General features: G+C 68.5%; 20 protein-coding genes. 14 read left to right on the top strand and 6 right to left on the bottom strand.

Annotated elements, in window-relative coordinates; translation table 11 throughout:
- Positions 1-12: 12 nt before the first annotated feature.
- The 7 genes from hemB (at position 13) to Q8R27_RS00220 (ending at position 9,067) form a co-directional block, all read left to right on the top strand.
- Positions 13-1,023 (top strand): porphobilinogen synthase, encoded by a 1,011-nt coding sequence (hemB, locus tag Q8R27_RS00250; protein ID WP_305697122.1) that lies wholly within the window; start codon positions 13-15, stop codon positions 1,021-1,023.
- Positions 1,024-1,353: 330 nt separating this feature from the next.
- On the top strand, positions 1,354-2,250 hold the full coding sequence (locus Q8R27_RS00245) for a flagellar motor protein MotB (RefSeq protein ID WP_305697121.1): 897 nt from the start codon (positions 1,354-1,356) through the stop codon (positions 2,248-2,250).
- Between the two features lie 78 nt (positions 2,251-2,328).
- A complete protein-coding gene (locus Q8R27_RS00240; protein ID WP_305697120.1) occupies positions 2,329-3,096 on the top strand; it encodes an arginyltransferase in 768 nt (255 codons plus the stop codon).
- A 90-nt stretch (positions 3,097-3,186) separates the two neighbouring features.
- Entirely contained in the window at positions 3,187-3,858 is a 672-nt protein-coding gene (locus Q8R27_RS00235; RefSeq protein ID WP_305697119.1) for an AAA family ATPase, read from the top strand.
- Between the two features lie 69 nt (positions 3,859-3,927).
- The gene (locus tag Q8R27_RS00230) at positions 3,928-6,129 is read left to right on the top strand and encodes an RNA degradosome polyphosphate kinase (RefSeq protein ID WP_305697118.1); all 2,202 of its coding nucleotides are present in this window, start codon (positions 3,928-3,930) and stop codon (positions 6,127-6,129) included.
- A complete protein-coding gene (locus tag Q8R27_RS00225; protein ID WP_305697117.1) occupies positions 6,110-7,651 on the top strand; it encodes a Ppx/GppA phosphatase family protein in 1,542 nt (513 codons plus the stop codon). Before Q8R27_RS00230 ends, Q8R27_RS00225 begins: the two co-directional genes overlap by 20 nt.
- A gap of 96 nt (positions 7,652-7,747) precedes the next feature.
- A complete protein-coding gene (locus Q8R27_RS00220; protein WP_305697116.1) occupies positions 7,748-9,067 on the top strand; it encodes an MFS transporter in 1,320 nt (439 codons plus the stop codon).
- Here the strand turns inward: Q8R27_RS00220 and rnd are convergent.
- Positions 9,064-10,233 (bottom strand): ribonuclease D, encoded by a 1,170-nt coding sequence (gene rnd, locus Q8R27_RS00215; RefSeq protein ID WP_305697115.1) that lies wholly within the window; start codon positions 10,231-10,233, stop codon positions 9,064-9,066. The genes Q8R27_RS00220 and rnd overlap by 4 nt on opposite strands.
- 82 nt (positions 10,234-10,315) lie before the next feature.
- Between rnd and purM the strand changes: the two genes are divergently transcribed.
- Positions 10,316-11,341, top strand: a complete 1,026-nt coding sequence (gene purM / locus Q8R27_RS00210; RefSeq protein WP_305697114.1) for a phosphoribosylformylglycinamidine cyclo-ligase — start codon at positions 10,316-10,318, stop codon at positions 11,339-11,341.
- Between the two features lie 39 nt (positions 11,342-11,380).
- Here the strand turns inward: purM and ndk are convergent, their stop codons facing one another.
- Positions 11,381-11,800, bottom strand: a complete 420-nt coding sequence (gene ndk, locus Q8R27_RS00205; RefSeq protein ID WP_305595385.1) for a nucleoside-diphosphate kinase — start codon at positions 11,798-11,800, stop codon at positions 11,381-11,383.
- 391 nt (positions 11,801-12,191) lie between these two features.
- Here ndk and Q8R27_RS00200 point away from each other — a divergent pair, with 391 nt between their 5' ends.
- Positions 12,192-14,081 (top strand): ABC-F family ATP-binding cassette domain-containing protein, encoded by a 1,890-nt coding sequence (locus tag Q8R27_RS00200; protein ID WP_305697113.1) that lies wholly within the window; start codon positions 12,192-12,194, stop codon positions 14,079-14,081.
- 4 nt (positions 14,082-14,085) lie between these two features.
- On the opposite strand, the gene Q8R27_RS00195 is transcribed toward Q8R27_RS00200, so the two are convergent.
- The 4 genes from Q8R27_RS00195 to Q8R27_RS00180 form a co-directional block, all read right to left on the bottom strand.
- On the bottom strand, positions 14,086-14,943 hold the full coding sequence (locus Q8R27_RS00195) for a pirin family protein (RefSeq protein ID WP_305697112.1): 858 nt from the start codon (positions 14,941-14,943) through the stop codon (positions 14,086-14,088).
- A 92-nt stretch (positions 14,944-15,035) separates the two neighbouring features.
- On the bottom strand, positions 15,036-15,350 hold the full coding sequence (locus tag Q8R27_RS00190) for an I78 family peptidase inhibitor (protein ID WP_305697111.1): 315 nt from the start codon (positions 15,348-15,350) through the stop codon (positions 15,036-15,038).
- The gene (locus Q8R27_RS00185; protein WP_305697110.1) at positions 15,347-15,793 is read right to left on the bottom strand and encodes a DNA polymerase III subunit chi; all 447 of its coding nucleotides are present in this window, start codon (positions 15,791-15,793) and stop codon (positions 15,347-15,349) included. The genes Q8R27_RS00190 and Q8R27_RS00185 overlap by 4 nt, the downstream gene beginning before the upstream one ends.
- A gap of 11 nt (positions 15,794-15,804) precedes the next feature.
- On the bottom strand, positions 15,805-17,289 hold the full coding sequence (locus tag Q8R27_RS00180) for a leucyl aminopeptidase (RefSeq protein ID WP_305697109.1): 1,485 nt from the start codon (positions 17,287-17,289) through the stop codon (positions 15,805-15,807).
- 159 nt (positions 17,290-17,448) lie between these two features.
- Between Q8R27_RS00180 and lptF the strand changes: the two genes are divergently transcribed.
- From lptF to pdxA, 5 genes are read left to right on the top strand one after another with little or no spacing between them, the layout of a single operon-like run.
- The gene (gene lptF / locus Q8R27_RS00175; protein ID WP_305697108.1) at positions 17,449-18,579 is read left to right on the top strand and encodes an LPS export ABC transporter permease LptF; all 1,131 of its coding nucleotides are present in this window, start codon (positions 17,449-17,451) and stop codon (positions 18,577-18,579) included.
- A complete protein-coding gene (gene lptG, locus Q8R27_RS00170) occupies positions 18,576-19,679 on the top strand; it encodes an LPS export ABC transporter permease LptG (RefSeq protein ID WP_305697107.1) in 1,104 nt (367 codons plus the stop codon). The genes lptF and lptG overlap by 4 nt, the downstream gene beginning before the upstream one ends.
- A gap of 59 nt (positions 19,680-19,738) precedes the next feature.
- Complete coding sequence (locus Q8R27_RS00165) at positions 19,739-22,030, top strand: LPS-assembly protein LptD (protein WP_305697106.1); 2,292 nt, start codon at positions 19,739-19,741, stop codon at positions 22,028-22,030.
- A gap of 43 nt (positions 22,031-22,073) precedes the next feature.
- On the top strand, positions 22,074-23,402 hold the full coding sequence (locus Q8R27_RS00160) for a peptidylprolyl isomerase (protein ID WP_305697105.1): 1,329 nt from the start codon (positions 22,074-22,076) through the stop codon (positions 23,400-23,402).
- On the top strand, positions 23,399-24,406 hold the full coding sequence (gene pdxA, locus Q8R27_RS00155) for a 4-hydroxythreonine-4-phosphate dehydrogenase PdxA (RefSeq protein ID WP_305697104.1): 1,008 nt from the start codon (positions 23,399-23,401) through the stop codon (positions 24,404-24,406). Before Q8R27_RS00160 ends, pdxA begins: the two co-directional genes overlap by 4 nt.
- The last annotated feature ends 60 nt before the right edge of the window (positions 24,407-24,466 follow it).

The following is a 24,466-nucleotide window of genomic DNA, read 5'->3' as shown; positions in this document are numbered from 1 at the left end:
CACAGCGCAGTCATGAGCCCGCTCGCCGCCTATCCCGCCCTTCGGCTGCGCCGCCTGCGCCAGGCCGACTGGATCCGTCGCCTGGTGCGCGAGAGCGTGCTGACCCCTGCAGACCTGATCTGGTCGATGGTCGTCCATGACGGCGAAGGCGACGTCCCGGTCAGCTCCATGCCCGGCGTGTCGCGCCTGTCGGTCAAGGGATGCGCCGACGCGGCCCGCCAGGCGCGCGCTCTGGGCATCCCGGCGATCGCGGTGTTCCCGCACATCGACGGGGCTGGCAAGGACGCCGCGGGCTCCCTGGCGCTCGATCCGGACGGCCTGGTGGCGCGCGCGGTCAAGGCGATGAAGGACGCGGCCCCCGAGGTCGGCGTGATGTGCGACGTGGCCCTGGACCCGTTCACCGACCACGGCCACGACGGGCTGCTGGAAGGCGGCCGTATCGTCAACGACCCGACGATCGAGCAACTGGTCGCCCAGGGGCTGATGCAGGCTGAGGCCGGCTGCGACATCCTGGCGCCCTCCGACATGATGGACGGCCGCTGCGGCGCGCTGCGTCAGGCGCTGGAGGCGGCGGGGCATCAGGACGTGATGATCATGTCCTACGCCGCCAAGTTCGCCTCGGCCTTCTATGGCCCTTACCGCGAGGCGATTGGCTCGGGGAAGCTCGGGACCGGCTCGGTGGACAATCCGCCTGACAAGAAGACCTACCAGATGGACGCCGCCAACAGCGACGAGGCCCTGCGCGAAGTGGCGCTCGACATCGCCGAGGGCGCCGACATGGTGATGGTCAAGCCGGGGATGCCCTATCTCGACATCGTTCAGCGGGTCGTGGACGCGTTTTCCATGCCGACCTTCGCGTTCCAGGTCTCCGGCGAGTACGCGATGCTGATGGCCGCCGCCCGCAACGGCTGGCTGGACGAGGAGCGCGCGATCCTGGAAAGCCTGGGCGCGTTCAAGCGCGCCGGATGCGCCGGTGTGATCACCTATTTCGCCCCTACCGCGGCCCGTCTGCTCGGCGCCTGAACGGGTGCGGCGCATGCGACCGGGCGTCGCGCCCGATCGTCGTAAAGAATCTGTTTATCGCCAGCGCTCTAGCGTCGCCTCACGCCATTCAAACGCGAGCGGACCCATGCTTTCGGACCTCATAGTCGCCACTGCGCTGCTGACCTCGCCGTTCACCATCGGCCTGGCGGTGCTCTGGAGCGCCCATCGCGGCTACATGGCGTCCAATCCCGAACGCCGCGACTAAGCGTCCACAGGTGTTTTTTCGGGCAGCCAGACAGGCCCTTGCAACACCATCTTAACGGGCGCGCGACCAGGGTCGCCCATCAGCAGGCTTAACCGGGGTCAACCATGTCGGTCGGCGACGCGCCTATCGTCATCAAGAAGATCAAGAAGGGTGGCGGACACGGCCACCACGGCGGCGCGTGGAAGGTCGCCTACGCCGACTTCGTGACCGCGATGATGGCCTTCTTCCTGCTGATGTGGCTGATCAACACCACAAGTCCCGAGCAAAAGCGCGGCATCGCAGACTACTTCGCGCCGGCCAGCGTTTCCGAAACCACATCCGGCTCCGGCGGCATCCTCGGTGGCACCGCACTCGGCGACGACGGGGCCAAGGGCTCCGGTTCGCGCTCGGTGATCGAGGAGCTGGCGCCCGAATCGCAGAACCCTGACGACGGCAAAAGCACCGACGCCGCCAAGAGCGAGGCCTCCAGCGCCGACGCGGCTCAAGAGGCGCTGCAGAAACAGGAACAGGCCGCTTTCGCCTCCGCCGCCCAGTCGCTGCGCCAGGCGCTGCAGGACATGCCGGAGCTGGCCGAACTGTCGAAGAACCTGATCGTCGACCAGACGCCCGAGGGTCTGCGCATCCAGTTGGTCGATCAGGAAGGCCGCTCGATGTTCAACGAAGGCGCGGCCCAGCCCAACGACCGGGCCAAGCTGCTGCTGCGGGCGATCTCCAAGGTGATCAACCAGCTGCCCAACAGGATCAGCATCTACGGTCACACATCAGCCAGCACGGGCGGCGCCAGACCCGACGGCGACTGGCAGCTTTCCGCCTCGCGCGCCGACGCCTCGCGCCGTGTGCTGCAGGCCTCCGGCGTCGACTCGGACCGCGTGTACCAAGTCTCGGGAAAGGCGAACTCCGAGCCTCTGTATCCGGACGATCCGACCCTGCCCGGCAACCGTCGCATCGCCATCGTCTTGTTACGCGAAGCGCCCGTCCTGCCGCCCGATCACGGACTGTGACGTTACCCGCTTGCGCGAGCGCTTGGCATGACGCCTAATCAAGCTCGTGCGCAGTGGTTTGAGAGCGACCGCAAGTCCGTGACGCAGCATTTCCCGACCCGACAGCTCAGGTTCTTTCTGACCGCGCCTTCCGCGTGCCCGTACCTGCCTGGACGCTTCGAGCGCAAAGTGTTCGCACATCTGCCGCTGTCGGACGGCGCGGTGGTCAACGACTCCCTGACCCAGGTCGGTTTCCGGCGTTCTCAGAACATCGCCTATCGGCCGGCCTGCGAGTCCTGCCAGTCGTGCGTCTCGGCGCGCATCCCGGCTTCCGACTATGTGTTCTCGCGCTCCGAGCGCCGCACCCTGGCGCGCAACGAGGACCTCGAACGCCATCTGGTCGAGGCCGAGGCGACGATGGAGCAGTTCGACCTGCTGCGCCGCTATCTGGGCGCACGCCACGCCGACGGCGGCATGGCCGAGATGACCTGGCCGGACTTCGTGGCGATGGTCGAAGACACCGCTGTGCGCACCCACCTGATGGAGTATCGCGTGCGTTCGCGTGACGGCGGGCCGGGCGATCTGGTGGCCTGCGCCCTGGTCGACCTGATGAGCGACGGTCTGTCGCTGGTCTACAGCTTCTATGATCCCGGCATGGCGCGCCGCAGCCTGGGCTCGTTCGTGATCCTCGACCACGTCATTCAGGCCTGCCTGACCAGCCTGCCCTACGTCTATCTGGGCTACTGGGTGCGCGGCAGCGCCAAGATGAACTACAAGGTCAGGTTCTCTCCGCTGGAGTTGCTGAAGCCCGAAGGCTGGTCGCTGATGGCGGCGCGCGACCGGCCGTCCACCGGCGTCGTGGACTAGGCGCGCCGCAGCGCCTTCTATTCGCCTGCAATATCCGGCACCAACACGCTGGAATCCCACCGGTCTCCTTTTCAGCCTCGGACCCGCCTCATGGTGCGACAGCTACGGCTGAGCCTCGAGCGCCCCGCCGCCTATAACCGTGACGACTTCCAGGCTGGCGCGGCGAACGCCCAGGCCCTGGCGACGCTCGCCACGTGGCCGAACTGGCACGGCGGTTGTCTGGTGCTGGTCGGGCCTGAAGGCGTCGGCAAGACCCATCTCGCCCGTGTCTGGGCCGCCGAAACCGGTGCGGCGATGCTCGAGCGGCTGACGCCCGATCTCGCGGCGGCGGCCGGCCGGCCCGCGCTGATCGAGGACGTCGACCGCGGCGCGCCCGCCGAGGCCCTGTTTCACCTGATCAACATGGCGGCGCGCGAGGGCGCCAGCCTGTTGCTCACCGCGCGTACGCCGCCAGCGGCCTGGCCGGCCGAGGTCCCCGACCTGCGTTCCCGGCTCAACGCGCTGCCGGTGGCCGAGATCCAGGAACCCGACGACGAGATCCTTGAGGCGGTGTTGAGAAAATTCTTCCGTCAGCGGAGCATTCGCCCGACCAAGGATGTCTATCCCTATCTGCTGCGGCGGATGGAGCGGTCGATCCCGTACGCCCGCGAAATCGTCATGCGCCTTGACGAAGCGGCCGACGCGGCCGGACGACCCGTTTCGCGCGCCCTCGCCAGATCGGTGCTTGAGGGCGATAATCAGAATCTTGACCTTTTTCCGTGAACACTTAGGGCCAATGCAGTTCCTCCGGCCAGAATGCGTCCGGATCTTCCAGGCGGAGCGCCTTTTTCGATGACCTATGCCGCGCCCACTCCCCCTCGCCCCGCCAATGAGGGCGCGAGACTCCAGCTCGGGTGGGACCAGACGCTGGCTGACAGCACCGAGCGGTTCTTCAACCGCGAACTGTCGTGGTTGTCGTTCAACCGGCGCGTGCTGGAAGAGAGCCACAATCCGCGCCACCCCCTGCTGGAGCGGCTGAGGTTCCTGGCGATCTCGGCCAACAACCTCGACGAATTCTACATGGTCCGCGTCGCCGGCCTGAAGGCGCAGGTGCGCGAGGGCGTGCGCGTGCTCAGCCAGGACGGCCTGGCGCCGGCCGAGCAACTCCTGAAGATCAACGCCGCCGCCGCCGACCTGATGGCCGATCAGCAGATCCGCTGGGGCCAGCTCTGCACCGAGCTGAGCAGCCAGGGCCTGCATTTGGTCGCGCCAGACGATGTCACCCCCGCCGAGCGGGCGGCGCTTGAAGAGCAGTTCCTGACACGCCTGTTTCCGGTGCTCACGCCGCTGGCGATCGACCCGGCGCACCCGTTCCCGTTCATCCCGAACCTTGCGTTCTCGCTGGTGCTGAAGCTGAAGCGGGCCACCGATTCACGGCTGCTGTACGCGATGATGCCGATCCCCGCCCAGGTCGCCCGCTTCTGGGAAATTCCCGCACAGGCGGGCTCCACGGAGCGCCGCTACCTGTCGCTCGAGAACATGGTCGCCCTGTTCCTCGACCATCTGTTCCCCGGCTGCGACGTCGAGGCCCAGGGTGTGTTCCGCCTGATCCGCGACAGCGACGTGGAGATGGAGGAAGAGGCCGAAGACCTGGTCCGCGAGTTCGAGGCGCTGATCAAACAGCGTCGCATGGGCTCGGTGGTGCGCGTCGAGATCGAGACCGCCATGCCGCAGGAGCTGCGCGACTTCATCTGCGGCGCGCTGAAGGCCAACCCCGAGGACGTGATCCTCATCGACGGGCTGCTGGGCCTGGACGAGCTGTCGCAACTGATCCCGGCGGACCGCCCCGATCTGACCTTCAAGCCGTTCGAGGCGCGCTTCCCCGAACGGATCCGCGACCACGCCGGCGACTGCTTCGCCGCGATCCGCGAGAAGGACATCCTGGTCCACCACCCGTTCGAGAGCTTTGACGTGGTGGTCCAATTCCTGCGCCAGGCGGCCAGCGACCCCAATGTGCTGGCGATCAAGCAGACCCTCTATCGCACATCGAAGGACAGCCCGATCATCGCCGCCCTGATCGCGGCCGCGGAGTCCGGCAAGAACGTCACCGCCCTGGTGGAGATCAAGGCGCGCTTCGACGAAGAGGCCAACATGCGCTGGGCCCGCGACCTGGAACGGGCCGGCGTCCACGTGGTCTTCGGCTTCGTGGAGTACAAGACCCACGCCAAGCTCTCGGTGGTGGTCCGCCGCGAGGGCGAGGGCTTGCGCACCTACTGCCACTTCGGCACCGGCAACTATCACCAGGTGACGGCGCGCATCTATACCGACCTGTCGCTGTTCACCACCGATCCGGTGCTGAGCCGCGATTCCACGCGGCTGTTCAACTTCATCACCGGCTACGCGCGCCCCGAACGGCTGGAGAAGCTGTCGTTCTCGCCGATCACCATGAAGCAGGACCTGCTGAGCCTGATCCTGCGCGAGGCTGAGAACGCGCGGGCCGGCAAGCCCGCGGCGATCTGGGCCAAGCTCAACGCCCTGGTCGACCCGGTGATCATCGACGCCCTCTATGCCGCCAGTCAGGCCGGCGTCAGCATCGACCTGGTGATCCGCGGCGTCTGCTGCCTGCGCCCGGGCGTGCCGGGTCTGTCCGACAACATCCGGGTGAAGAGCATTGTCGGCCGCTTCCTGGAGCACGCCCGCATCGTCGCCTTCGCCAACGGCGCGCCGATGCCTTCGGCGGACACCAAGGTGTACATCTCCTCGGCCGACTGGATGCCGCGCAATCTCGACCGCCGCGTCGAGTGCCTGACGCCCATCGAGAACCCGACCGTGCACCAGCAGGTGCTGCAGCAGATCATGGTCGCCAACCTGAAAGACGAAGCGCAGAGCTGGACGCTCGACGGCGCCGGTCGCTATACGCGGGATCCGTCCTGGGACCATCCGGGCGCCTTTTCGGCGCACGAGTACTTCATGACCAATCCGAGCCTCTCAGGACGAGGTCAGAAGGTTAAGGACATGCCGCGCGCGATCGATCATGTGGCCACGCGCGGATAGCGCGGCGGCGATACGCCTCCAGCCCGAGAACCCTGCGCCTGACAGCCTCGCGACGGGCCGTCAGGCGGCGGTGATCGATGTCGGCTCCAATTCCGTACGCCTGGTGATCTATCGCCTGGAGGGACGCACCGTCTGGACGGTGTTCAACGAGAAGTCGCTGGCCGGCTTGGGGCGCGAACTTCCCCGCACCGGCAAGCTATCGCCTGACGGCGTCGAGGCGGCCCTGGCGGCGCTCCGACGCTTCCGCGCCGTGCTGGAGGGCTGGGAGCCCGGCTCTGTGTTCGCTGTGGCGACCGCGGCGGTGCGCGAGGCGCGAGACGGTCCGGCTTTCCTGCGTCGCGTCGAGGAGGAGACGGGCCTCTCCATCCGCCTGCTGTCCGGCGAGGACGAAGCGCGGTTCGCCGCCCTGGGCGTCATCGCCGGCGAGCCCGACGCCACCGGCGTGGTCGGCGACATGGGCGGCTCCAGCCTGGAACTCGTCCGCCTGAACGCCGGGGGCCCCGGCGACGGCGTCAGCCTGGCGCTCGGTCCATTCGCCCTGGGCGCGCCCAAGCCGCTGGACATCGACGCCGCGCGACGGGTCGTCGATCAACGGCTGAAGCCCGTGGCCGATCGGTTCGTGACCCGCGAGTTCCACGCCGTCGGCGGCGCCTGGCGCAACCTCGCCCTGCTGCACATGGTGATCGCCGACTATCCGTTGCGTGTCGCCCACCAGTACGAGATGAGCCGCGCCGACGCCCTCGACGTCGCCCGCTTCGTCTCGCGCCAGTCGCAGCGCTCGCTGGAGCGCATCGAGGGGATGTCCAAGAAGCGTTTCGACACCCTTCCCTACTCGGCGCTGGTGCTTGAGGCGCTGATCGAGCGACTGCAGATCGAGCGCGTGATGATCTCCGCCTACGGCCTGCGGGAAGGCCTGCTGTTCGAGACCATGAGCCCGGCCGAACGCACCCGCGATCCCCTGCTGGAAGGTTGCGAAGCGCTGACCGCGGCGCGCGGCCTGACGCCAGCCCTGGGCGCGCCGGTCGAGGCCTGGCTGCGGCCGGCGTTCGCGGCGCTGGAGCCGCTGTTCGGCGGTCGCGACGCCGTCATGCTGGGCGCCGCCGCCAGGCTCGCCGATCTGGGCGCACGCCTGCACCCCGACCATCGCGCCGACGTGGTGTTCGACCAGGTGCTGCGCGCGCCGCTGGCTGGCCTCAGCCATCCGGAGCGCGCCTTCCTAGCCTGCGCCGCCTTCGCTCGCCACACCGCCGCCAGCACGCCGCCGCATCCCGAGATCGTCGGTCGGGTGTTGAGCGCCGAACGTCGCCAGCGCGCCCGCGCGCTGGGCGCAGGCGTCAGGCTGGCCAGCGACCTGATGGGCCGCAATCCCAAGCTGTTGGAGCAGTCGCGCCTGACCATCGAAGGCGACCGCCTGGTGCTCTCCGCCGAACCCGGCTGGGCCGATATCCTGCTTGGCGAGCAGATCGCCAAGCGGGCCGCCACCCTGGCGCAGATCCTGCGTCTGAAGCCTCAGCTAGGCTGAAGGCGGCGCCGCCCTTCGTCTATTCCTTCATGGCGGCCGTATGAGCCGCTAGGTTAAGCCTCGATCGGCGATCAGGATTCGCCACGGAGTACCCGCGTGTCGCAGCCGCAGAGCCGCAAAGCCCTGGCCTACAGCTACGTCGTCGTGGCGATCCTGACGCTGATCTACACGTTCAACTACTTGGATCGTAAGATCCTGGCGATCCTGGCCGAACCGATCCGCCTGGAGCTCGGACTCTCGGACACCGCCATCGGCCTGCTGAGCGGTTTCGCCTTCGCGGTCTTCTACACGACGCTGGGCGTGCCGTTGGCGTGGTTGGCGGATCGCGCGCGTCGCGTGTGGATCATTGCGGCGGCGTGCACGCTCTGGAGCCTGTTCACCGCCGCCTGCGGCATGGCCACAAACTTCGTGCAGCTGGCGCTGTTTCGCACTGGCGTGGCGATCGGCGAGGCCGGCGGCGGACCGCCGTCCTTTTCGCTGATCTCCGACTATTTCCCGCCCGAACGGCGCGGCAAAGCGCTGGCCATCTACATCCTGGGGATTCCGCTCGGCGTCATCCTGGGATCGGCCGCCGGCGGATACGTGGCCGCCGTCCACGGTTGGCGGATGGCCTTCTTCGCAGTCGGCCTGCCAGGCGTGCTGCTGGCGATCCTGTTGCTGGTTGTGGTCCGCGAGCCCAAGCGCGGCGCGATGGATCCGCTGGCCGCTGGCCAGACCGAGCACGCCAAGGCGCCGCCGCTGATGACCGCGCTGAAGTACTTCTTCAGCGATCGAACGCTGTTGCTGGCCGCATTCGCCGCCGCTGGCTCGTCGTTCGTCGGCAACGCCGTGGTCGGCTGGGCGCCGTCCTACCTGATGCGCGCCAAGGGCATGGAGATGACGCAGATCGCCGCCTATTACAGCGTCGCCACCGGCGTCGCGGGCGTCGCAGGCACCATCCTCGCCGGGTGGATGGTCGACAAATGGGGACCGCGCAACCCGCGCATCTACGGTCTGGTGCCAGGTGTCTCGTTCCTGATCAGCCTGCCATTCTTCCTGTTCGCCCTGTGGACACCCGGCTGGCCGCTGTCGATGGTGTGTATGAGCCTGCCGTTCTTCGTGAACTCGGCCTACCAGCCGGCGATCTTCGCGGTGGTGCAGAACAGCGTGCCGCCGGCGCAACGGGCGATCTCCTCGGCGATCCTGATGTTCGTGCAGAGCATGCTGGGCCTGAGCGGCGGCCCGCTGCTGGTGGGCCTGGTCAGCGACCACGCCAAGCAGTTCGGCGACCAGTCGCTCGGCATAGGACTGGCCGCGCTGGCGCCGTTCATCCTGGGCACGGCCGCACTCTACTTCGCTCTCGCCGCTTCGCTGTCGCGTCGCGGCAAGGCGCGCGCGCTGGAAGCCCACGCTGCCGCGGCTGCTGCGACGGTCTAGCCGGCTTTAGGCGCGCGGCGAACCTCGACCACACGCACCCGCGTCCCATCCAGAACCAGGGCGAGCTCGCCTCGCTTCAGCTTCAGCGCGTCCTCGCCGAACGCCTGACGCCGCCAGCCGGTGAGCGCCGGTGTCGCGGCGTTGTCGTCGTTGGCGATCAACTCCAGGTCCGAGACCGTGGCGATCAGCTTGGACGCCACGCCGGCGTCCTCGGCTCGCGCCTTCAGCAGCACCTTGAGCAATTCGACCACAGCGCCGGCCGCTGGCGACGGCGGAGTCTTGCTGCGTTCGATCACCGGGGCGTAGCCCTCCGGATCCTTCAGCGCCGTCCGGATCGCGGCCAGCAGGTCGGGTCCGAAGCGCGAGCCTGAAAAGCCCTTGGGCACCGAACGCAGGCGGTCGAGGCCGTCCGCATCCGTGGGCGCCTGGGTGGCGATCTCGTCGATCGCCTCATCCTTGAGGATGCGCCCGCGCGGTTGATCGCGCTGCTGGGCCATGCGCTCGCGCCAGGCGGCGACGCCGCGATAGACGGCCAGGTACTTGGCGGTGGTGCGGCGGGGCTTGAGCCGACGCCAGGCGTTCTCCGGCTCCACGTCATAGTTGGACGCGTCCGTCAGCCCGACCATCTCGTCGGCCACCCAGGCGAAACGGCCTTCCTTCTCCAGCCGCGCGCGCAGCATCGGATAGAGCGCGGCCAGGTGGGTCACGTCCGCCAGCGCGTAGGTGAGCTGCGCCTCCGACAGCGGCCGGCGCGCCCAGTCGGTGAAGCGGCTGCTCTTGTCGAGCTCGATCTTCAGCAGTTGGCGCACCAGGGCGTCGTAGGCGATCTGCTCACCGAAGCCCGCCGCCATGCCCGCCACCTGGGTGTCGAACAGGGGCTTGGGCGTGGCCTTCAGATTGTAGAAGATCTCCACGTCCTGGCGTGCGGCGTGGAACACCTTGAGGATGCTCTCGTTGCGCAGAATCTCCAGGAACGGCTCCAGGTCCAGGCCTTCGGCCAGGGGGTCGATGACCGCCTCGTCCGTCGGCGTCGCTGCCTGGATCAGGCACAGCTTGGGCCAGTAGGTCGTCTCGCGCATGAACTCTGTGTCCACGGCGACGAATTCCTGGCCCTTGAGCTTGTCGCAAAACGCCGCGAGGTCGGCGGTGGTCGTGATCGGCGTCATCGGCTAGCTATAGCCCCGCGCGAGGCCGAGTCTGCAAGTCCGCGCTGCGTGCGTTCGTCAAATTCTTCAAGGCTTGAGCATCATGACTGAGCGGCCCAACGGCCTCACCTACGCCCAGGCCGGCGTCGACATCGACGCGGGCGCCGAGCTGGTGGAGCGCATCAAGCCCTTGGCCAAGGCCACCCGCCGGCCCGGCGCGGACGCCGCGCTGGGCGGTTTCGGCGCCCTGTTCGACCTCAAGGCGGCGGGCTTCATCGACCCCTTGCTGGTGACCACCACCGACGGCGTCGGCACAAAGCTGAAGATCGCCATCGAGGCCGATCGGCCGGACGGCGTCGGCGTGGATCTGGTCGCCATGTGCGTCAACGATCTGCTGGCTCAGGGTGCGGAGCCATTGTTGTTCCTAGACTATTTCGCCACGGGAAAGCTCGACGTGGAGTCCGCCGTGAGGGTTGTAGCCGGCATCGCCGAAGGCTGCCGCCAGGCCGGCTGCGCCCTAGTCGGCGGTGAAACCGCCGAGATGCCCGGAATGTACGCCGAGGGCGACTACGACCTCGCGGGCTTCTCGGTGGGCGCGGTGGAGCGTGGCGCGGTGCTGCCGCGTATGGACGACCAGCAGGCCGGCGACCTGCTGATCGGCGTCGCGAGTTCGGGACCCCACTCCAATGGCTATTCGCTGATCCGCCGCATCGTCGAGCGGTCCGGACTGGGCTGGGACGCGCCTGCTCCCTTCGCGCCCGGCCAGAGCCTCGCCGACGCGCTGATGGCGCCCACCCGCATCTACGTGAAGAGCATGCTGCCGCAGATCAAAGCCGGCCGGGTCAAGGCGGTGGTGCATATCACCGGCGGCGGTCTGATCGAAAACCCGCCACGGGTGATCGCCGAAGGCCTGGCCGCGCAGTTCGACTGGAACGCGTGGGCTTTGCCACCGGTGTTCGAATGGCTGCAGGCCACGGGCGGAGTCGACACCCACGAGATGCGCCGAACCTTCAACTGCGGCGTCGGCCTGGTGCTGGTGCTCGCGCCTCAGGACGCCGCCGACGTCCTCGCGGGCCTCCTGGAAGCCGGCGAACAAGCCTTCGTCTGCGGCCAGCTCGCCGCCGGCTGAAGTTCCCTTCCCCTTTGAGGGGGGAAGGGAGCGCCGTCGTTAGCCGGCGATGTCGGCGTCGGTGAAGAACTGAGCGATCTCCAGCTTGGCGTTGTCGGCGCTGTCGGAGCCGTGCACCGAGTTCTCGCCCACATTGACCGCGAACAGCTTGCGGATCGTGCCCGCGGCGGCCTGCTCGGGGTTCGTCGCGCCCATGACTTCACGGTATTTCGCGACCGCGCCGTCGCCTTCCAGCACCTGCACGACCACCGGACCCGAGGTCATGAAGTCGACCAGTTCGCCGTAGAACGGGCGCTCCTTGTGGACCTCGTAGAACTTTTCGGCCTGGGTCCGGGTCATGCGGATCCGGCGCTGAGCGACGATGCGCAGGCCGGCGTCCTCGATCACCGCATTGATCTTGCCGGTGAGGTTACGGGCCGTGGCGTCCGGCTTGATGATCGAGAAGGTGCGTTCGGTCATGGGTCTCTTCACGGTTTCGTCTGTTCGGGGAGGCGGGGCTTATAGCCGCGCCTTGCAGCCGCGCCAAGCCGCGCTGGCGAGGGTGTCTGGCGAGGCGGGCCGGCTTCTGGTAGGAAGCGGCTCGCATAAGCGGACGACGACCGGCCCGGCGCTTCCGATGGAAGCTCCAGCGCGCCTCCAATGATCGTCATCCTCGGGCTTGTCCCGAGGATCCATGCACACCTGAAGGACCCAGGCGCCCACGGCGGCGCAGCGGACACCTTGCAGCGCGGCGCTCATGGATCCTCGGGACAAGCCCGAGGATGACGCCCGTGGAGCCTGGACCGGTCCAAAGCCGCCCCTGATGCGTGGGCCGACGCCCTCGCCTGTCATCCGGCCCGAAGACTCCGCCATGCTCAAGATCCAAGACCTCGTGTTCGACGCCTGGGGCCGCCGCTTCTTCGACGGCGCCTCCGTCAACCTGCCCAAGGACGCCAAGGTGGGCCTGGTGGGCCGCAACGGCGTTGGCAAGACCACGCTGTTCAAGCTGATCCAGGGCGAGCTGGTGCTTGGCTCTGGCGAGATCAGCCTGCCCAAGGCCGCCCGCATCGGCGCGGTCGACCAGGAACATCCGGCGACGCCCGTGCCGCTGCTGGAGACGGTGCTGGCCGCCGACGTGCGCCGCGCCGCCCTGATGGCCGAGCTCGAAACCGCCTCGCCGGAGAATCTGGGCGAGGTCTATGCCCAGTTGATCGAGATCGACGCCGACCGCGCGCCGTCCCGCGCCGCCGAGATCCTCTCCGGTCTGGGCTTCAGCGACGCCGACCTGGCGCGGCCGATGTCGGAATTCTCCGGTGGCTGGCGGATGCGCGTGGCGCTGGCCGCGGCCCTGTTCGCCGAGCCCGACCTGCTGCTGCTGGACGAGCCGACCAACTACCTCGACCTGGAGGGCGCGCTCTGGCTGGAGGCGCGGCTGCGCAAGTACCCGCACACCGCCATCATCGTCAGCCACGACCGGGAGCTGCTGAACAACTCCGTCGACCACATCCTGCACCTCTTCGACGGCAAGCTGGAGATTTACACCGGCGGTTACGACTCCTTCGAGAACCAACGCGCCGAGAAGGCTCGCCTGGCAGACGCCATGCGCAGCAAGATCGAGGCGAAACGCGCGCACATGCAGTCATTCGTCGACCGCTTCCGCGCCAAGGCGTCAAAGGCGACCCAGGCCCAGTCGCGCCTGAAGATGCTGGCCAAGCTGCCGCCGGTCACTATGACCATCGAGGAGCGCACCGCGCCCTTCACCCTGCCCTCCGCCGAGCGCCCGCTGGCGCCGCCGCTGATCCGCATGGAGGGCGTCGACGTGGGCTATGGCGGCCCGCCGATCCTGAAGCACCTGAACCTGCGGCTCGACGTCGACGACCGCATCGGGCTGCTGGGCGTCAACGGCGCGGGCAAGTCGACCTTCGCCAAGATGGTCGCCGGCGCGCTGAAGCCGGAAACCGGCCACATGCACCGCGATCGGCGCATGCGCGTCGGCTGGTTCCACCAGCATCAGATCGAGGCGCTGGACCCCAGCGACACGCCGTTGGAGATCATCCGCCGCGCCCTGCCCGAGGCCAGCGAGGCGGCGCGCCGTTCGCGCCTGGCGCAATTCGGCCTCGGCCAGTCGAAGGTCGAGACCACCGTCGCCAACCTGTCGGGCGGCGAGCGGGCCAGGCTGTTGCTGAACTTGGTGGCGATGGAAGCCCCGCACCTGCTGATCCTCGATGAGCCAACCAACCACCTGGACATCGATTCACGCCGCGCCCTGCTTGACGCGCTGAACGAGTACGAGGGCGCGGTGATTCTGATCACCCACGACCGCTCGCTGATGGAGCTGGTCGCCGACCGGCTGTGGCTTGCGGCCGACGGCTCCATCGCGCCGTTCGACGGCGACATGGACGATTACGCCCGCTTCGTGCTGGACCGAGCGCGCATCGCCGCGCGAAACAACTCGCAGACGAAGTCCGCGCCAGCCGAGGCGGCGCCTGCCGCCGCGCCCATCGTGGTCCGCAAGCCGAAGGTCCCCACCGGCACGGCGCGTCGTCGCGCCGAAGCCGCCGAGGCCACGCTCGGACGCGCCGCCAAGGCGCTGGCGGAGATCGACGCCGCGCTCAGCGATCCTGCTGTGTTCACCGACAACCCGGCCAAAGCCGCCGAGCTCGGCCGCCGCCGCGCCCAGGCCCAGGCCCAGGTCGACGCCGCCGAACACGAATGGATCGAAGCCCAGGAAGCCTTCGAGGCGTTGAAGAGCGACGCCTGACCGCCTACCCTGGCAGGTCGCCGAAGCGGCCGGCCTGATAGTCGGCGATGGCCTCTCGGATCTCGTCCTCGGTGTTCATGACGAACGGGCCATAGGAGACCACCGGCTCGCCGATCGGGTCGGCGTGGGCGAACATCAGCACCGCCGGGGCCTCCGCCGACACCTCGACGCTGTCGCCGTCGCTAAGCTCGACGAGGTGGTGGGCCGCGACCGGCGCCCCGGCCACGCTGACCGTCCCGCGCACCACATAGAGGAACACCGTGCGCCCTGACGGGGCGGGCAGCCAGGTGCGCGCGCCGGCGCGCAGATCCACCGTCGACATGAACACCCCGGTCAGCGAGCTGATCGGTCCCTGCCGCCCCTCCAGAGCCCCGGAGATCAGGTGCAGACGGCTGCGTCCTTCATCCAGCTGGACGACCGGAATCGCCGCGCGCTGCAGGCCGATGTAGCGCGGCGTGGTCATCTTCAGCCGCGCCGGCAGGTTGACCCATAGCTGCAGGATCTCCAGCGCGCCGCCCTTGGCCTTGAACGCGGCCGGCGACAGTTCGGCGTGGACCACGCCGCGCCCGGCGGTCATCCATTGCACGCCGCCGGCGCGGATCACGCTTTCATGCCCGCCGCTGTCGTGGTGGGCGAGCTCGCCCTCGAGGATCAGGGTCACGGTCTCGAACCCGCGGTGCGGATGCGGCCCGAACGGCAGGCCGGCGTTGCCCGGAGGATAGGTCTGGGGGCCGTGGTGGTTGAGGAACAGGAACGGGTCGAGCTGATCCAGGCCTGCGCCAGGCAGGGGCCTGCGCGTCACCAGGTCGCCGATGTCGTCGCGCGGACTGGCGTGCAGGGCTACGACGCTGCGTGAACTCATGACGGTCGCCTCCCCTCCGACGCCGATGACAGCGCGCGAACCGGGAGGCGTATCCCTACGGGAAGGTCTGCGCGAGGCTTAAAGTCGGCGCTTCAACCGCACTTGATCTCGGCGATCAGCCCGCTGTCAGCCTCGAAGAAGAAGTTGAGGCGGCGCGGATTATAGTCGTGGGTCACCGCACAGCTCGTGCACGCCACCCGCTGCAGCGCCGGCAGCACTGGCACCGGTATCTCCGTGCGCGGCCGGCCGACCAGGCTCTGCAGAGCCTGAGCGCCGCATTCGTCGCGCACAGGTGCAGGCGACGGCGGCGGAGCCAGCGCGACAGGCGGGGCCTCAGGCAAGGGCGCCGCGCAACCCGCCAGGGCCAGCAGGCCCGCCGTGCATCCTGCCACGATGATTCGTCTCATGCCTGCTTCTCCCACCCCCGCCCCTGCTGCTTCCAGTAGGAGAGGCTCAACCCCATGGACTTGACCTGGCTCCATTGCGCGCGAGCCGTCGCCAGCGCCGCCTCGTCAACCCCGTCGAACAGGACCACGCAGCGGACGTAGCCGGCAAGCTCTCCCGGCTCTGCGCCATCGATCAGGAACAGGGCGTCGGCGGCGTTGGGGTTGTCGAAGCCGGTGGTGAGCGCGATCGGCTGGCGTTCTGCGTTCGGTTCCTGCACCGGCCCATGCGGCAGGAAGCTGTCGTCGCGGTAGCTCCACAGCCAGCCGTCGAGGTGGTCGATCCGCGCCGGCTCTCGCGCCCGCACCACCGCGCGCCAGCCCCGCGCCAGGGTCTTCTCCAGCAGTTCCGGCAAGGCCTGATCGAGGCTGGTCCGTTCCAGGTGATAGAACCAGACCTCGGTCATGCGCCTGCGCCTCAGCCCTCGTAGCGGTCCGCGACCAGCCGGTTCAGCAGGCGCACGCCGAAGCCGCTCGCCCCGTCGGGAATGGTCGGGACGGTGGAAGGCTTCTTCCAGGCGGTCGAGGCGATGTCGAGGTGGGCCCACGGCAAGTTGCGAACGAACTTCTGCAGGAACAACGCCGCGGTGATCGAGCCGGCGGGCCGACCGCCGACGTTCTTCATGTCGGCGATCATGCTGTCGATCTGCTTTTCGTAAGACGCCGGCAGAGGCATGCGCCAAAGCCCCTCACCTTCCGCGCCCGACGCGCCGAGCAGCTCTGCGGCCAGCGCATCATTGTTACAGAACAGGCCCGCGTAATCGTGGCCGAGCGCGATGATGATCGCCCCGGTCAGGGTCGCCAGGTCGATCATGAACCGCGGTTTGAAGCGGTCCTGGCAGTACCAGAGCACGTCGGCCAGCACGAGCCGGCCTTCGGCGTCGGTGTTGATCACCTCGATGGTCTGTCCCGATAGCGAGGTGACCACGTCGCCAGGTCGCTGGGCGTTCCCATCCGGCATGTTCTCGACGAGGCCCAGCAGGCCTACGGCGTTGACCTTCGCCTTGCGGCCGGCCAGGGCGTGCATGAGGCCGGCCACCGCGGCCGCGCCGCCCATGTCCCACTTCATGTCCTCCATGCCGTCGGCCGGCTTGATGGAAATGCCGCCGGTGTCGAAGCACACGCCCTTGCCAATGAAGGCCACCGGCTGGGCGTCCTTGTCGGCGGCGCCGTTCCAGCGGATCACCGCGAGCTGGCTCTCGCGCACGCTGCCCTGGCCCACGCCCAGCAGCGAGCCCATACCGAGCTCGGCCATCTGCGCCTCGCCAAGGATCTCGACCTCCAGGCCCAGGCTCTCCAACGCCTTGACGCGCCTAGCGAACTCTTCGGGGTAGAGGATGTTGGCCGGCTCGGAGACCAGGTCGCGGCTGAACGCGATCGCGTCCGCCAGCGCCGACATCGGCTCGAAGGCCGTTTGCGCTGCCGCTGCGTCGTCGCTGACCACCTGGGCATGGGTCACCGAAGGTTTCTTGTCGGCGGACTCCGTGGTGCGATAGCGGTCGAACCGATAGGACGCGAGCTGTACGGCGAAGCCGGCGCGCGCCGCGCGCGCCGCCGCCGGGTCCGGCAGTTCCAGACGAAGCGTGGTGAGGCCCGAGCCCTTCACCGCATTGAACGCCGAAGCCGCGACATGTTCCACAGCCAGGTCGTCGAAGGTTTCGGCCTTGCCGGCGCCCACCAGCAGCAGCCGCTGGACGTTCAGGCCCGCAGGCGCGAGCAGGTCGAGGATCTGCCCCTTGGCGCCGATGAAGCGGCCGGCGGCCAGCGCGCGCCCGATCTGGCCGCCGCTCGCCTGGTCGGCGCGGCCGGCGGCGCCGGCGAGTGTCCCGCCCTCGAATACCACGATCGCCGAAGCGGTTCGGTCAGGCGCGCCGGCGTCGGCGGCGACGAATTCAATTTCCATCCACACTCTCTCAAAGCTTGCGGCCGCGGCGCGCGTGACGCGGCGTCGCGTCGCGAACCCGCTGGCCCGGCGGTTGTCTGGCGCGGCGACGCATGATTTAGAACAGGTCGGCGGAGGGCGCGCGCCCAAATCATCCCCGTCGCACCCCTAATTTCATCCATGCGTCTGATCGACCGCTATCTGCTTCGCCAGCTTCTCGGCCCGACCCTCCTGGCGACGGCCGCGCTGACGGCTGTCGCCATGCTCAGTCAGAGCCTGTCGGCGCTGGATCTGATCGTCAACCAGCGCCAGAGCGCGCTGGTGTTCGTCAAGATCACCGTGCTGGCCATGCCGCAGCTGATCAACATGATCCTGCCGATCGCGCTGTTCGTGGCTTCGCTGGTGTCGCTGAACCGGCTGCACGTCGAACAGGAGATCGTCGTCTGTTTCGCCGGCGGCATGAGCCGGTGGCGGGTGATCGCGCCCGCGCTCAAGCTGGGCGCCACGGTGGCGTTCCTAGCGCTGCTGCTGAACCTGTTCATCCAGCCGCTGGCGGCGCGCGAGATGCGTCAGACGCTGTTCGAGGTGCGAACCGACCTCGCCGCCACCCTGGTGCGCGAGGGCGAATTCACCGAGCCTGCGCCGGGCCTCGCCGTCTACGCCCAGACCGTCGACGGCGACGGGACCATCCACAACCTGTTCATCCACCAGACAAAGGCCGATGGCGGCGAGACCACCTACACCGCCGACCGCGGCCGGGTCGCCACCCGCGGGGGGCGTCCGGTGCTGGTGATGCAGAAGGGCTCCAACCAGGAGTTCAACAAGGCCGGCGTGCTGAATTTCCTGACCTTCGACGAGTACATCTTCGACCTGGGTCCGCTGGCCGACAACGACGACATCATCCACTACAAGCCGTCAGACCGGTACCTCCACGAGCTGATGTTCCCCGACCTGCAGCAGGACTGGGAGAGCCGCAACCGCGAGCGTCTGTGGGCCGAGGGTCATGCGCGACTGGCGAGCCCGCTCTACAACATCGCCGTGGTTGCCCTGGCGCTGTCGGCGATCATCGGCGGGACCTTCAGTCGGCTCGGCTACAATCGCCGCATCGCCATCACTGCGGGAGCCGCCGCGACTATGCGCATCCTCGGCTTCATCGCCCAGGCGGCCAGCGAATCCTCCGCCTGGGTGAACATCCTGCAGTATGCGATTCCGCTGATCGCTACGGCGCTGGCCCTGCGCGGGGTGTTCCACCAGCACGTCTCGGGCGTCCGCCGTTCGCCGCCCATGGCCCTTGCCGGAGCCTCGGCGTGATCGGCGCGGGCAGGCTCGAATCCTATGTGGTCGGCCGGGTGATGACCGGCGTCGGCGCGGCGCTGGCCGTGGTCTCAGCGGTGATCCTGCTGGTCCAATTTGTCGACCTGTCGCGCTCGGTGGGGCTCAGCGCGGACGTCGGCGTCGGCCGGCTGTTTATCCTCACCCTGCTGCGCGCGCCCGCCCTGATCCTGATGCTGCTGCCGTTCGTATTCCTGTTCGGCGGGATCAGCGCCTACGTGGGCCTCAACCGGCGCAGCGAGCTGGTCGCCATGCGCGCCGCCGGCATCTCGGCCTGGCGCTTCATCCTGCCGGCGGCGGCGGGAGCGTTCCTGGTGGGCGTGCTCACCGTGGCCGTGCTGAACCCCGCAGCAGCCATGCTCAGCGCGCGCTTCGAGACCACTCGCGCCGAGCTGCTGGACAACACGCCGGCCGGAGCCCCCAAGGCCGCGTGGCTGCGCCAGGGCGACGAGCGCAACCAGATCGTCATCCACGCCAAGTCCCGCGACACCGTGGGCGGCATGGTGCGTCTGCGTGGCGTGTCGCTGTTCATCTACCAGAAGAACGCCAACGGGATTCCGGAGTTCAAGCGCCGGCTCGAGGCCGGCGAGGCGCGGCTGATGCCGGGCTTCTGGAAGCTGACCGACGTGCGCGAGGCCGGCGCCGGGGAAAGCTCGGTCCGCTCCGACAGCCTTTCGATCCGCTCCAGCCTTGACGCCGAGGCGGCGATGGAGCGGTTCGCCTCGCCCGAAGCGATCGGATTCTGGCGGCTGCCCAAGGCCATCAAGCTGACCGAGCAGGCCGGCTTCAGCGCGAGCGGCTACCGGCTGCGCTTCCAGCAACTGCTGGCCAGCCCGATGCTGCTGGCGGCCATGCTGATCCTGGCCGCCGCCTTCTCGCTGCGGCTGTCACGGCTGGGGGGCCTGGCGGGGTTGGCGGGCGCCGGCGTGGCGTTAGGATTCGCGGTGTTCTTCTTCAATCAGTTCTCGGGTGCGCTGGCGAAAGCCGACATCCTGCCGCTGTTCGCGGCGGCCTGGGCGCCGCCGGTCGTGGCGCTGCTGTCGGGGTTCACACTGCTCTGCTACACCGAAGACGGTTGAATCGTACGCGGAGCGGTCTATCCATCCGCCACGTACCGCCGAGAGGGGATTCACGGCATATGAGTTCAGGTCGGCGTACGCCGTCAGCCTCGGCCAGGCGCGGCCTGCTCGCGGGCGCGGCCGTCGCGGTGCTGTGCGCCGGCGCGGCCCAGGCGCAAACCCCTGTCGCCCCGTCTGCGCCGTCCGCCGACGGCCTCGCGCCGGGCGAACTCTACATGGAGGCCGATCTGGTGGTGCGCGACGGCGCGGCCAAGACGGTCACCGCGCGCGGAGGCGTCGAGGTCCGCTACGGCGGGCGCACGCTGCGCGCCGACGAGCTGTTCTATGAGGAAGGCCGCAGCGCCATCACCGCGCGGGGCAACGTCCAGGTGCTCAATCCGGACGGCACCAGCGAGTTCGCCGACGAGCTTGTGCTCGACGATCAGATGCGCGCCGGCGTCGCCATCGGATTCTCCGCGCGGCTGGGCCAGAACATCAAGATGGCCGGGGCCACGGCTGTGCGCCGCTCCGATCAGATCCAGGAACTGAACCGCGCGATCTACACGCCCTGCGAGATCTGCGCCGAAGACGGCTCGCCGCGCACGCCGACCTGGTCGATTCAGGCCGAGAAGGTGGTCCAGGATAAGGGCCGGCAACTCGTCTACTACCGCAACGCTGTGATCAAGGTGTTCGGCGCACCGGTGCTTTTCCTGCCGGTGTTTTGGCACGCGGACCCTCAGGCCAAGCGCAAATCGGGGTTCCTGGCGCCACGCATCGGCGCCTCCGACCGCCGCGGCCTGTCGTATGAGCAACCCTATCTGCTGGTCATCTCGCCCTATTCGGACGTGACGCTCAGCCCGCAGATCAACACCAAGGTCAATCCGTTCCTCAACCTGCGCGCCCGCAAGCGGTTCTACTCCGGCGAGGTCGACGCGCGGTTCGGCTACACGCACGAGGCGGACTTCGACGGCGCCGCCAACCGCTTCGGCGACGAGACCTCGCGCAGCTACGTGCTCGCCCGCGGCGCCTTCCGCATCGACGAGAAGTGGCGCTGGGGCTTCACTGCGGAGCGGGCGTCCGAGGACCTGATCTTCGACAAGTACGAGGTGGGCGACGTCTACGAGACCCGCGGCCCCTACATCGCCGACGATCGCCGGCTGATCTCCCAGGTCTACGCGGTGCGTCAGGACGAACGCTCCTACGCGTCGGGCGCGGTGATGAGCATCCAGGGCCTGCGCCCTGGCGACAACGAACGCACCTTCCCCACCGTCGCGCCCCTGATCGAGGCGCGTTGGGAACCCGAAGGCCCAGTCGCCGGCGGCAGGCTGCGGCTGAGCGGCGGGGCCGCGGTGCTGACCCGCGAGCAGTCGCCGCTTGACGCATTCCCCGCGCGCACCGCCGGCGTCGACAGTCGTCGCGTCACCGCCGCGGCCGACTGGCGCTCAAGCTTCACCAGCACGGGCGGCCTGCGGGTCGAGCCGTTCGCCAATGTTCGCCTCGACGGCTACAGCCTGGGCGACTTGCCGTCCGGCGTCAGGACATCGTCGTCGGTGTCGCGCGGCCTGGCGGTGGCCGGCGCCGACATCACCTGGCCGTTCTTCCGCCGCCTCTCGGACGCCACAGTGGTGCTGGAGCCGATCGCCCAGATCGCCCTGTCGCCGTCCGCGCGCCGGATCATCGTCGGCCGCACGGCGGCGGGCGCGCCGATCGACCTGGACGAGGACAGCCTGGCCTTCGAGTTCGACGAATCGAACCTGTTCCGCGCCAACAAGTTTCCGGGCTTCGACCTCTATGAGGACGGCGTGCGGCTGAACGCCGGCGCCCGCGCCTCGGTGCTGTGGGACGACGGACGTCGCGCCAGTCTTCTGATCGGCCGCAGTTTCCGCGACGAGGACAGCGAAGTGTTCTCCTCGCGCACCGGCCTGCAAACCAAGTCATCGGATTGGATCGTCGCCGGCGACGCCCAACCGATCCAGGGCCTGGCGTTGTTCGCCCGCGCCCGTTTCGACAGCGACACCCTCGACGTGCGCCGCGCCGAGGCCGGCGCGAACCTGAGTTCGAAGTATGGCTACGGCTATGTCCGGTATCTGCGCGACGATCGAGACATCAATGGCGCCAAGCGCGAGAACCTCGATCTCGGCGGCGAAGTCTTCCTGACCAAGCATTGGGGGGTGTCGGTGTCCGGCAACCGCGACCTGGTGCAAAACGCGTGGGTGGTTCGTGACCTCGGGATAGTCTACCGCGACGACTGTACGCGCTTCGAAGTCATCTATCGTCGTGAAGACACCGTCATCGGCCGACTGGGACCTTCAGACTCGGTCGGCATACGCCTAACGCTCGCCACATTGGGCGGACCTATAGATGCCCGTTAACCGCACCGGCTCGCGCAGCCGCTCCCGAGGATTCTCCATACCCATGACGCGCGTGCGTATTGTCGGCGGTCGCGCGATGCGCGGCTGGACCCTGGCTGCAGCCTTGTTGGCCAGCGCCGCGCCCGGCGTCGTCGTCGCCCAGGCCGCAGCGCCGGCGAAGGCGCCCGCGCCGTCGGCGCTGTCGGAGTCGGTGGCCGCTGTGGTCAACGACGACATCATCTCGACCTACGACCTAGGCCAGCGCATGCGCCTGCTGATCGTCTCCAGCGGCGTGCAGCCGACGGCCGAATCCCTGCCCCAGCTCCAGCAGGAGGCGCTGGTGTCCCTGGTCGACCAGCATCTTCAGCTTCAGGAACTTCGCCGCGTCGAGCGCGACCAGAAGATCTCCCTGATCGCCACCGACGAAGAGCTGGAGCTGGAGCTCGCCGACCTGGCCAAGCAGAACAACACCAGCAAGGAGCAATTCCTGGCCGCCTTGGCCGCCCGCGGCGTCAGCGCCGAGACGCTGCGCGGACAACTCCGCGCGCAGGTGAGCTGGCAGCGCTGGATCCGCGGCCGCTACGGCACCCGCCTGCGCATCGGCGACGACCAGATCAAGGCCGCCCAGCAGCGCATCGTCGCCGCCGCCAGTAAGCCGCAGTACCAGATCAGCGAAGTGCTCATCGACGCTTCCCGCGTCGGCGGCATGGACGCTGCGATGAGCGGCGGCGCCCAACTGGTCTCTGAGCTTCAGAAGGGCGCGCCCTTCCCCGCCGTGGCCCGTCAGTTCTCCGCGGCGCCGTCGGCGGCGGCGGGCGGCGACGCCGGCTGGGTCTCGCAGGGCGAGCTCGCGCCAGAAGTCCAGGCCGCGCTTGACCAGATGCGTCCTGGCCAATTGTCGCAGCCGATCCCGGTGCGTGACGGGGTCTACCTCGTCTTCCTGCGCGACAAGCGCGCTGGCTCCGGCGGCACGCTTGTCAACATGAAGCAGGCCGCCGTCGCCCTGGGCGCACAGGCGAGCGCCGGCGATCTCGAAGCCGCTCGCGTCAAGCTCGAGAGAGTCCGCACAGCGACCACCAGTTGCGCCGATCTGGAGGCGGCGGCCGCCAAGGTCCCAGGCGTGGTGGCCGGTGATCTGGGGGAAGCCGAGGTCGCCGACCTCGCGCCGCAGTTCCGCGACGCGGCCCAGACCCTGCCGACCGGCCAACTGTCCCAGCCGATCCGTACCAATGCAGGGTTGCACCTGGTCGTGGTCTGCGGAAAACGGGCGAGTGGTGTAGAAGACGCTGATCGCGCGCAAATCGAGAATCGTCTGTTCGGTCAGCAGCTAAGCATGATCTCCAGGCGTTACATGCGAGACCTTCGGAATTCGGCGACGATAGAGACGCGGTGAAGAACGGACCCATCGCCCTTACACTGGGAGATCCCGCGGGCATCGGCCCGGAGATCGTCGTGAAGGCGTGGAGTGAGCTGCGGCGCACCGGACCGGACTTCGTAGTCGTCGGCGACTACCAATCCCTGGCCTCGGCCTCGGCCCATGGCGCGTCGATCGTGCGCCGTGTGACCGCATCTGAGTCGGTCTCGAAGCTGTTCCCGGACTATCTGCCGGTCATCGATCTGCCGCTGCGCGCGCCGGTGGTGGCGGGGCAGCCGTCGGCCGCCGCCGGCCCCGCCGTCATCCGTTGGATCGAGACCGCTGTGGGCCTGGCGCTGTCTAACGCCGTCCGCGCCCTGGTCACTGCGCCGATCTCCAAAGCGCCGCTCTATGCGGCGGGCTTCCGCTTCCCCGGCCACACCGAATTCCTCGGCGAGCTCACCGCGGCGGCCAGCTACGACGGCGCGCGCGGTCCGGTCATGATGCTGATCGCCGGCGACTTGCGGGTCAGCCTGGTCACCGTGCACGAGGCGCTGGCCAACGTGCCGACCCAGCTATCGGTGCAGAAGATCGTCAACGCCGGCCTGGTCACCGCCCAGTCGCTGCGTCGGGATTTCGGCGTGGAAGCCCCGAGACTCGCCGTCGCTGCGCTCAATCCGCACGCCGGCGAGAGCGGCTCGCTGGGGCGCGAGGAGATCGAGATCGTCGAACCCGCCGTGCGGGCGCTGCGCGACCTGGGCGTCGACGCCACCGGCCCCTGGCCCGCCGACAGCCTGTTTCCCGCCGACATCCGCCGCCGCTACGACGCCGCCCTGTGCCTCTACCACGACCAGGCGCTGATCCCGGTCAAGATGCTCGACTTCTGGGGCGGCGTGAACGTGACCCTCGGCCTGCCGATCATCCGCACCTCGCCGGACCACGGCACAGGCTATGACCTGGTGGGCACTGGCAAGGCCCGGCTCACGAGCTTTGTTGCCGCGCTGGACATGGCGCGGCGATTGCTCGGAGAGCAGGGAGGGTAGGGGGCCATGCGCGCGCTCTTGATCGTCCTGATTCTTGTGTTTGCCTGGCCCAATGCTGCT

It is taken from the genome of Phenylobacterium sp. (genome assembly GCF_030697305.1).
Classification (GTDB): domain Bacteria; phylum Pseudomonadota; class Alphaproteobacteria; order Caulobacterales; family Caulobacteraceae; genus Phenylobacterium.
This window is presented reverse-complemented; position numbering and strand designations above follow the sequence as displayed.